Source organism: Janibacter corallicola NBRC 107790 (genome assembly GCF_001570965.1).
GTDB classification, from domain to species: Bacteria; Actinomycetota; Actinomycetes; order Actinomycetales; family Dermatophilaceae; genus Janibacter; species Janibacter corallicola.
The window spans coordinates 1-8,592 of the sequence record NZ_BCSR01000069.1 but is presented as its reverse complement, the minus strand read 5'-3'; the positions used below and the strand labels follow the sequence as shown (position 1 = coordinate 8,592).

The 8,592-nt window shown below is 68.3% G+C and carries 3 protein-coding genes; 1 reads left to right on the top strand and 2 read right to left on the bottom strand.

Features of this window, described 5'->3' with window-relative positions:
- Positions 1–40 precede the first annotated feature (40 nt).
- A complete protein-coding gene (locus tag JCO01S_RS14790) occupies positions 41–3,922 on the bottom strand; it encodes a DNA-directed RNA polymerase subunit beta' (RefSeq protein WP_068257468.1) in 3,882 nt (1,293 codons plus the stop codon).
- A 138-nt stretch (positions 3,923–4,060) separates the two neighbouring features.
- Positions 4,061–7,543, bottom strand: a complete 3,483-nt coding sequence (gene rpoB, locus JCO01S_RS14785; RefSeq protein WP_068257465.1) for a DNA-directed RNA polymerase subunit beta — start codon at positions 7,541–7,543, stop codon at positions 4,061–4,063.
- A 425-nt stretch (positions 7,544–7,968) separates the two neighbouring features.
- Between rpoB and JCO01S_RS14780 the strand changes: the two genes are divergently transcribed.
- Positions 7,969–8,592: phospholipase D-like domain-containing protein (locus JCO01S_RS14780; RefSeq protein ID WP_245634466.1), on the top strand; the 624-nt coding region annotated here is incomplete at its 3' end.

Here is an 8,592-nt window from a genome sequence, read left to right as displayed (position 1 = left end):
CGCCGCGAGCTCGCGGCGTGGCCCCCTTCGGGTGCCCGACTCAGACGTCCAGGTCGAGGTCGTCGAGGCGGATCGCCTCGCCGGAACCGGGACCGAAGACCGGGTAGGCGTACTCGTCGTAGTCCGGCAGCGAGTACATCGCGGCCTTGGCCTCCTCGGTGGGCTCGACGTCCACGTTGCGGTAGCGGGGCAGGCCCGTACCGGCCGGGATGAGCTTACCGAGGATGACGTTCTCCTTGAGGCCGAGCAGCGGGTCGGAGCGACCCTCCATCGCGGCCTCGGTGAGCACCCGGGTCGTCTCCTGGAAGGAGGCGGCCGAGAGCCAGGAGTCGGTGGCGAGCGAGGCCTTCGTGATGCCCATGAGCTCGGGGCGACCCGCGGCGGGGCGCCCGCCCTCGGAGACGACGCGCCGGTTCTCCGTCTCGAAGTTCGCGCGCTCGGCGAGGGTGCCGGGAAGCAGGCCGGTGTCACCGGACTCGAGGATGGTGATGCGGCGCAGCATCTGCCGGACGATGACCTCGATGTGCTTGTCGTGGATCGAGACACCCTGCTGGCGGTAGACGTTCTGCACCTCGTCCACGAGGTGCTTCTGCGCGTGCCGCGGGCCGAGGATGCGCAGGACCTGCTTCGGGTCGATCGCACCCTGGACCAGCTGGGCGCCCACGGGCACCGACTGGCCGTCCTCGACGAGCAGGCGGGCCCGCTTGCTCACCGGGTAGGCGTGCTCCTCACCGTCGCGGTCGGCGGTCAGGACGATGCGCCGACCCTTGTCGGTCTCCTCGACCTTGACCCGGCCGTCGGCCTCGGCGATCGGGGCCACACCCTTCGGGGTGCGGGCCTCGAAGAGCTCGACGACGCGCGGCAGACCCTGGGTGATGTCGTCACCGGCCACACCACCGGTGTGGAAGGTGCGCATCGTCAGCTGGGTGCCGGGCTCACCGATCGACTGCGCGGCGACGATGCCGACGGCCTCGCCGATGTCGACCAGCTGACCGGTCGCGAGGCTGCGGCCGTAGCACTTGGCGCAGGTGCCGACCTTGGACTCGCAGGTGAGCACCGAGCGCACCTTGACCTCGTCGACACCGGCCTCGTACAGCCGCTGGATCGCGACGTCACCGAGGTCCGCGCCGGCCTCGGCCAGCACCGAGCCGTCGTGCTCCACGTCAGCGGCGAGGGTGCGCGCGTACGCGGTGAACTCGACGTCGTCGTGGAGGCGGCGGGTACCGGTGAGGTCGTCGCGCTGGGCGATCGCCATGGACAGTCCGCGCTCGGTCCCGCAGTCGTCCTCGCGGACGATGACGTCCTGGGAGACGTCGACGAGACGACGGGTCAGGTAACCAGAGTCCGCGGTCCGCAGGGCGGTGTCGGCCAGACCCTTGCGGGCACCGTGCGTGGAGATGAAGAACTCGACGACCGAGAGGCCCTCACGGAAGTTCGTGCGGATCGGTCGCGGGATGATCTCACCCTGCGGGTTGGCCATGAGGCCTCGCATACCGGCGATCTGACGCAGCTGGAACCAGTTGCCTCGGGCGCCGGAGGAGACCATCCGGAAGATCGGGTTGTCCTTCGGGAAGTTCTCCTGCATCTCCGTGGCGACCTCGTTGGTCGCCTGGGTCCAGATCTCGATCTGCTCCTGACGACGCTCGTCGTCGGTGATCAGACCGCGCTCGTACTGCTTCTGGACCTTGGTCGCCTTCTCCTCGTAGCTGCCGAGGATCTCCGCCTTGCGCGGCGGGGTCACCACGTCGGAGACCGCGACGGTCGTGCCCGAGCGGGTGGCCCAGTGGTAACCGGCCTCCTTGAGGGCGTCGAGCGAGGCCGCGACCTGGACCTTGGTGTAACGCTCGGCGAGGTCGTTGACGATCCCCGAGAGGCGCTTCTTGTCCACCGGCTCGTTGACGAAGGGGTAGTCCTCCGGCAGCGCGTCGTTGAAGAGCACCCGACCCAGTGTGGTCTCGGTGGTCCAACTGGAGAGCAGACCGTTCTCGTCCGGCTCGGCCCCCTCGGGCAGCTCGGCGCCGGCCGTCGGGACGGTGTCGGTGAGGCGGATCCGGACCGGGGTCCCGATCGTGATCTCACCGGCGTCCAGCGCCATCCGCGCCTCGGCGGGCGTGGCGAAGGAGCGCAGCTCCTCCTCCTGCGAGGACACCTCGGAGGTGAGGTGGAACAGGCCGATGATCATGTCCTGGGTCGGCATGGTCACCGGGCGGCCGTCTGCCGGCTTGAGGATGTTGTTGCTGCTGAGCATGAGGATCCGGGCCTCGGCCTGGGCCTCGGCACCCAGCGGCAGGTGGACCGCCATCTGGTCACCGTCGAAGTCCGCGTTGAACGCGGTGCACACGAGCGGGTGGATCTGGATGGCCTTGCCCTCGACCAGCTGCGGCTCGAAGGCCTGGATGCCCAGACGGTGCAGCGTGGGCGCACGGTTGAGCATGACCGGGTGCTCGGTGATGACCTCCTCGAGGACGTCCCACACGACCGGACGCTGCCGCTCGACCATCCGCTTGGCCGACTTCACGTTCTGGGCGTGGTCCAGGTCGACGAGGCGCTTCATCACGAAGGGCTTGAAGAGCTCCAGGGCCATGGCCTTGGGCAGACCGCACTGGTGCAGCCGCAGCTGCGGCCCGACGACGATGACGCTACGACCGGAGTAGTCGACGCGCTTGCCGAGCAGGTTCTGGCGGAAGCGCCCCTGCTTGCCCTTGAGCATGTCGGAGAGCGACTTCAGCGGCCGGTTGCCCGGGCCGGTGACCGCGCGGCCACGACGGCCGTTGTCGAAGAGGTTGTCGACGGCCTCCTGCAGCATCCGCTTCTCGTTGTTGACGATGATCTCGGGGGCCCCGAGGTCGAGCAGCCGCTTGAGGCGGTTGTTGCGGTTGATGACGCGGCGGTACAGGTCGTTCAGGTCGGAGGTGGCGAAGCGGCCACCGTCGAGCTGGACCATCGGGCGCAGGTCCGGCGGGATCACCGGGATCGCGTCGAGCACCATGCCCGCGGGCTGGTTGTCCGTGGACAGGAAGGCGGTGACGACCTTGAGGCGCTTGAGGGCACGGGTCTTCTTCTGGCCCTTGCCGGTCGCGATGACCTCGCGCAGCTTCTCGGCCTCGGCGTCGAGGTCGAAGGTCTCCAGCCGCTTCTGGATCGCGGCCGCGCCCATGCCGCCCTCGAAGTAGAGGCCGAAGCGCGTGCGCATCTCGCGGTAGAGCGACTCGTCGCCCTCGAGGTCCTGGACCTTGAGGTTCTTGAAGCGGTCCCAGACCTGGTCCAGCCGCTCGACCTGCTGGTCGGCGCGCTTGCGGATCTGGTTCATCTCGCGCTCGGCGGAGTCACGCACCTTGCGCTTGGCGTCGGACTTCGCGCCCTCCTCCTCGAGCTCGGCGACGTCCTTCTCGAGCTTCTGGGCGCGGGTCTCGACGTCGGCGTCGCGACGGTTCTCCAGCTCCTTCTTCTCGGCCTCGATCTGGGCCTCGAGGGAGGGCAGGTCGGTGTGCCGCTGGTCCTCGTCGACGCTGGTGATCATGTAGGCCGCGAAGTAGATGACCTTCTCCAGGTCCTTCGGGGCCAGGTCCAGCAGGTAACCCAACCGGCTGGGCACGCCCTTGAAGTACCAGATGTGGGTCACGGGCGCGGCGAGCTCGATGTGGCCCATCCGCTCACGCCGCACGCCGGCGCGGGTGACCTCGACGCCGCAGCGCTCGCAGATGATGCCCTTGAAGCGGACGCGCTTGTACTTGCCGCAGGAGCACTCCCAGTCCCGGGTGGGGCCGAAGATGCGCTCGCAGAAGAGGCCCTCCTTCTCCGGCTTCAGGGTGCGGTAGTTGATGGTTTCGGGCTTCTTGACCTCGCCGTGGCTCCAGTTGCGGATCCCGTCCGCGGTGGCCAGGCCGATGCGCAACTCGTCGAAGAAGTTGACGTCCAGCACGGTGTGCTTCCTTCTCTCGTTCTCGAGGGTGACTCGATAAGTTCTGTGGCCCGTCGCCTCCGCGAAGGGAGGGTGTGCGGGCGTGTCGAGGGGGCCGGGGATGGGGGTCACCCGCCGGGGCGGGTGACCCCGCGACGACTAGACCTCCTCGACCGAGCTGGGCTCGCGACGGGACAGGTCGATGCCGAGCTCCTCCGCGGCGCGGAAGACCTCGTCCTCGCTGTCGCGCATCTCGATCGTGCCCCCCTCGGAGTTGAGCACCTCCACGTTCAGGCAGAGGGACTGCATCTCCTTGATGAGCACCTTGAAGGACTCGGGGATGCCCGGCTCCGGGATGTTGTCGCCCTTGACGATGGCCTCGTAGACCTTGACGCGACCGGTCACGTCGTCGGACTTGATCGTCAGCAGCTCCTGCAGCGCGTAGGAGGCGCCGTAGGCCTCCAGGGCCCAGACCTCCATCTCGCCGAAGCGCTGACCACCGAACTGGGCCTTACCACCCAGCGGCTGCTGGGTGATCATCGAGTACGGCCCCGTGCTGCGCGCGTGGATCTTGTCGTCCACGAGGTGGTGCAGCTTGAGGATGTACATGTAGCCGACCGAGACCGGGTCCGGGTAGGGGTCCCCGGTGCGGCCGTCGAAGAGGCTGGCCTTGCCGGAGCCGTCGATCAGGCGCTGGCCGTCACGCGTCGGCAGGGTCGAGTCGAGCAGACCGGTGATCTCCTCCTCCTCGGCACCGTCGAAGACCGGGCTGGCCACGCGGGTGTCGGCCGGGGCCTCGCGGGCGTCCTGCGGGATCATCGCGGCCCAGTCGGGGTCGCCCTCGATCTTCCACCCGCGGCTGGCAGCCCAACCCAGGTGCAGCTCGAGGATCTGGCCGATGTTCATCCGGCCGGGGACACCGAGCGGGTTGAGCACGACGTCGACCGGGGTGCCGTCCTCGAGGAAGGGCATGTCCTCGACCGGGAGGATCTTGGAGATGACGCCCTTGTTGCCGTGGCGGCCGGCGAGCTTGTCACCGTCGGTGATCTTGCGCTTGTTGGCGACGTAGACCCGCACGAGCTGGTTCACGCCCGGGGGCAGCTCGTCGCCCTCGTCCTTGTCGAAGACCTTGACGCCGATGACCGTGCCGGTCTCGCCGTGCGGGACCTTCATGGAGGTGTCGCGAACCTCCCGCGCCTTCTCGCCGAAGATCGCGCGCAGCAGCCGCTCCTCCGGGGTCAGCTCGGTCTCCCCCTTCGGGGTCACCTTGCCGACGAGCAGGTCGCCGTCGCGGACCTCGGCACCGATGCGGATGATGCCGCGCTCGTCGAGGTCGGCGAGGACGTCCTCGGAGACGTTCGGGATGTCCCGGGTGATCTCCTCCGGGCCGAGCTTGGTGTCGCGGGCGTCGACCTCGTGCTCCTCGATGTGGATCGAGGAGAGGACGTCGTCCTGGACCAGCCGCTGGCTGAGGATGATCGCGTCCTCGTAGTTGTAGCCCTCCCACGGCATGAAGGCGACGAGCAGGTTGCGGCCCAGGGCCATCTCCCCGCCGTCGGTCGCCGGCCCGTCGGCGATCAGCTGACCGGCCTCGAGGTGGTCCCCCTCGGAGACCATCACGCGCTGGTTGTAGCTGTTGCCCTGGTTGGACCGGGTGAACTTCATCATCTTGTAGGTCTGGCTGCCACCCTCGTCGTTGGCGACGGTGACCAGGTCCGCGGAGACCTCCGTGACGACGCCGGCCTTCTCGGCCCGGACGACGTCGCCGGAGTCCAGCGCCGCGCGGTGCTCCATGCCCGTCCCGACGTACGGGGCCTCGGAGCGGACCAGCGGCACGCCCTGACGCTGCATGTTCGCGCCCATGAGGGCGCGGTTGGCGTCGTCGTGCTCGAGGAAGGGGATCATCGCGGTCGCGGCGGAGACCATCTGCTGGGGCGAGACGTCCATGTAGTCGACGTCCTCGGCCGGGATCTGGTCGACCTCGCCGCCCTTGGTCCGGGCCAGGACCCGCTCCTCTCGGAAGGTCCCGTCGTCGTTCAGCGGCGCGTTCGCCTGGGCGACGACGTAGTGGTCCTCCTCGTCCGCGGAGACGTAGTCGATGTCATCGGTGACCCGACCGTCGACGACCCGACGGTAGGGGGTCTCGATGAAGCCGAAGGCGTTGATCCGCCCGTAGCTGGCCAGCGAGCCGATGAGACCGATGTTCGGGCCCTCGGGGGTCTCGATCGGGCACATGCGCCCGTAGTGCGAGACGTGGACGTCACGGACCTCCATCTGGGCGCGGTCACGGGAGATACCACCCGGGCCGAGCGCGTTGAGGCGACGCTTGTGCGTCAGGCCCGCGAGCGGGTTGTTCTGGTCCATGAACTGGGAGAGCTGGGAGGTCCCGAAGAACTCCTTGATCGAGGCCACCACGGGGCGGATGTTGATCAGGGTCTGCGGGGTGATCGCCTCGACGTCCTGGGTGGTCATGCGCTCGCGCACGACGCGCTCCATCCGGGAGAGGCCGGTGCGGATCTGGTTCTGGATCAGCTCGCCGACGCTGCGGACGCGGCGGTTGCCGAAGTGGTCGATGTCGTCGGTGTCGACGGGCACCTGCACCGCCTCACCGTTGCGCACGCCCGGGAGGGTGGCCTCGTCGGCGTGCAGCGCGACGAGGTACTTCAGCGTCGCGACGACGTCCTCGAGGGAGAGGACGGACTCCGAGAGCTCGGTGTCCAGGCCCAGCTTGCGGTCCATCTTGTAGCGACCGACCTTGGCCAGGTCGTAGCGCTTGGGGTTGAAGTAGAGGTTGTCGAGCAGGTTCTGCGCGGCCTCACGGGTCGGCGGCTCGCCCGGACGCAGCTTGCGGTAGATGTCCAGCAGCGCGGCGTCCTGGTCCTCGACGGTGTCCTTCTCGAGGGTGGCCCGCATCGACTCGTAGTCACCGAATTCCTCGAGGATCTCGGCGGAGGTCATGCCGAGGGCCTTGAGCAGGAGCGTCACGGGCTGCTTGCGCTTGCGGTCGATGCGCACGCCGACGGTGTCGCGCTTGTCGACCTCGAACTCCAGCCAGGCGCCGCGGCTCGGGATGACCTTGGCGGAGAAGATCTCCTTGTCCGAGGTCTTGTCCGGGGTGCGCTCGAAGTACACGCCGGGGCTGCGCACCAGCTGGCTGACGACGACCCGCTCGGTGCCGTTGATGATGAAGGTGCCGCGGGGGGTCATGAGCGGGAAGTCACCCATGAAGACCGTCTGGCTCTTGATCTCGCCGGTGTCGGCGTTCATGAACTCGGCGGTGACGAAGAGGGGTGCGGCGTAGGTCTGGTCGCGCTCGATGCACTCGTCGACGGAGTACTTCGGCTCCTCGAAACGGCTCTCCCGGAAGGAGAGGCTCATCGAGCCGGAGAAGTCCTCGATCGGGGAGATCTCCTCGAAGATCTCCTCCAGGCCGGAGAGCTCCGGCACGTTACGACGTCCGGAGTCGAGTGCGTCGGCGACACGCTCCTGCCACTTCTCGTTGCCGAGGAGCCAGTCGAAGCTGTCGGTCTGCAGCGCGAGGAGGTCGGGGACCTCGAGCGGCTCACGGATCTTGGTGAAGGACAGACGGCCACTGGCCGTCAGTGCGGTGGACATCGGGGAAGCGGTGCGCGAGGCAGCCAAGGATGGATCCTTCCACGGGCCTTGAGGGTCGGGCGGCGCCACTCCTGTCCCGACGGGAACCCAGCACCGGCACCGAAACACACCTCCGCACCGAGGAGCGTTGTGCGATCCGACCAGGCCGCCACAGGAGAAGGGCAGCGCAAAGCGACAGTCTAGACGCACATGCACAGGACTGTCCACCCCGGTCGAACCAGCGGTTCGACGGTGGTCGCGGCCGGAACCCTCCCGAGGGCCAGCGAGCCGGATGAATCGACGCAATGAGGATGGACGACGAGGTGGCCCACGTCAAGGCACTCCTCGGCGGGTCGTGCAGGCGCGCCCCCTTCGGACACTCCATCTAGGGTGACGTCATGCCCTTTCGTCCCTCTCGCAGACGTCGCCGACGCCAAGCGATCCACACGACGCTCCGCCGGGCGGGCTTGGCGGTGCTCGGGACCCAAGTCGCCACTGCCGCAGGCCTGCTCGTCTTCGACTCGGTGCGTCGTCGGGACCGGCCCGATCGGGAGTTCCCCTACCGCTCGGGCGACCCGATCCCCGTGAGCGGGGGTGAGGTGCGGGTCTACACCTACGGCGAGCACCTCTTCGAGGACATGCTCGAGGACATCGCCGCGGCGAAGGAACGGATCTTCTTCGAGAGCTACATCTGGAAGGCGGACGCGGTCGGCGAGCGCTTCCGGGACGCCCTCGCCGCTGCGCACCGTCGGGGCGTGGAGGTCTACATCGTCTTCGACGAGTTCGCCAACCTCGTGGTGCCGAACTCCTTCTACCGCTCGCTGCCGGAGGGCATCCACATCAAGCGCCACCCGCTCTTCACCGGCGGGGCGGCCTTCTTCCTGCCCAGCCACTGGGGCCGCAACCACCGAAAGCTGCTCGTCGTCGACGAGCGGGCCGCCTACGTCGGCGGGTACAACGTCGGCCAGGACTACGCGAACAAGTGGCGTGACACCCACGCCCGCTTCTCCGGGGACATGGTCGTCGAGCTGGAGAACGCCTTCGTCGACTACTGGAACCACTACGGCGGGCGACCGGAGCTGCCGCAACCCCGCCGG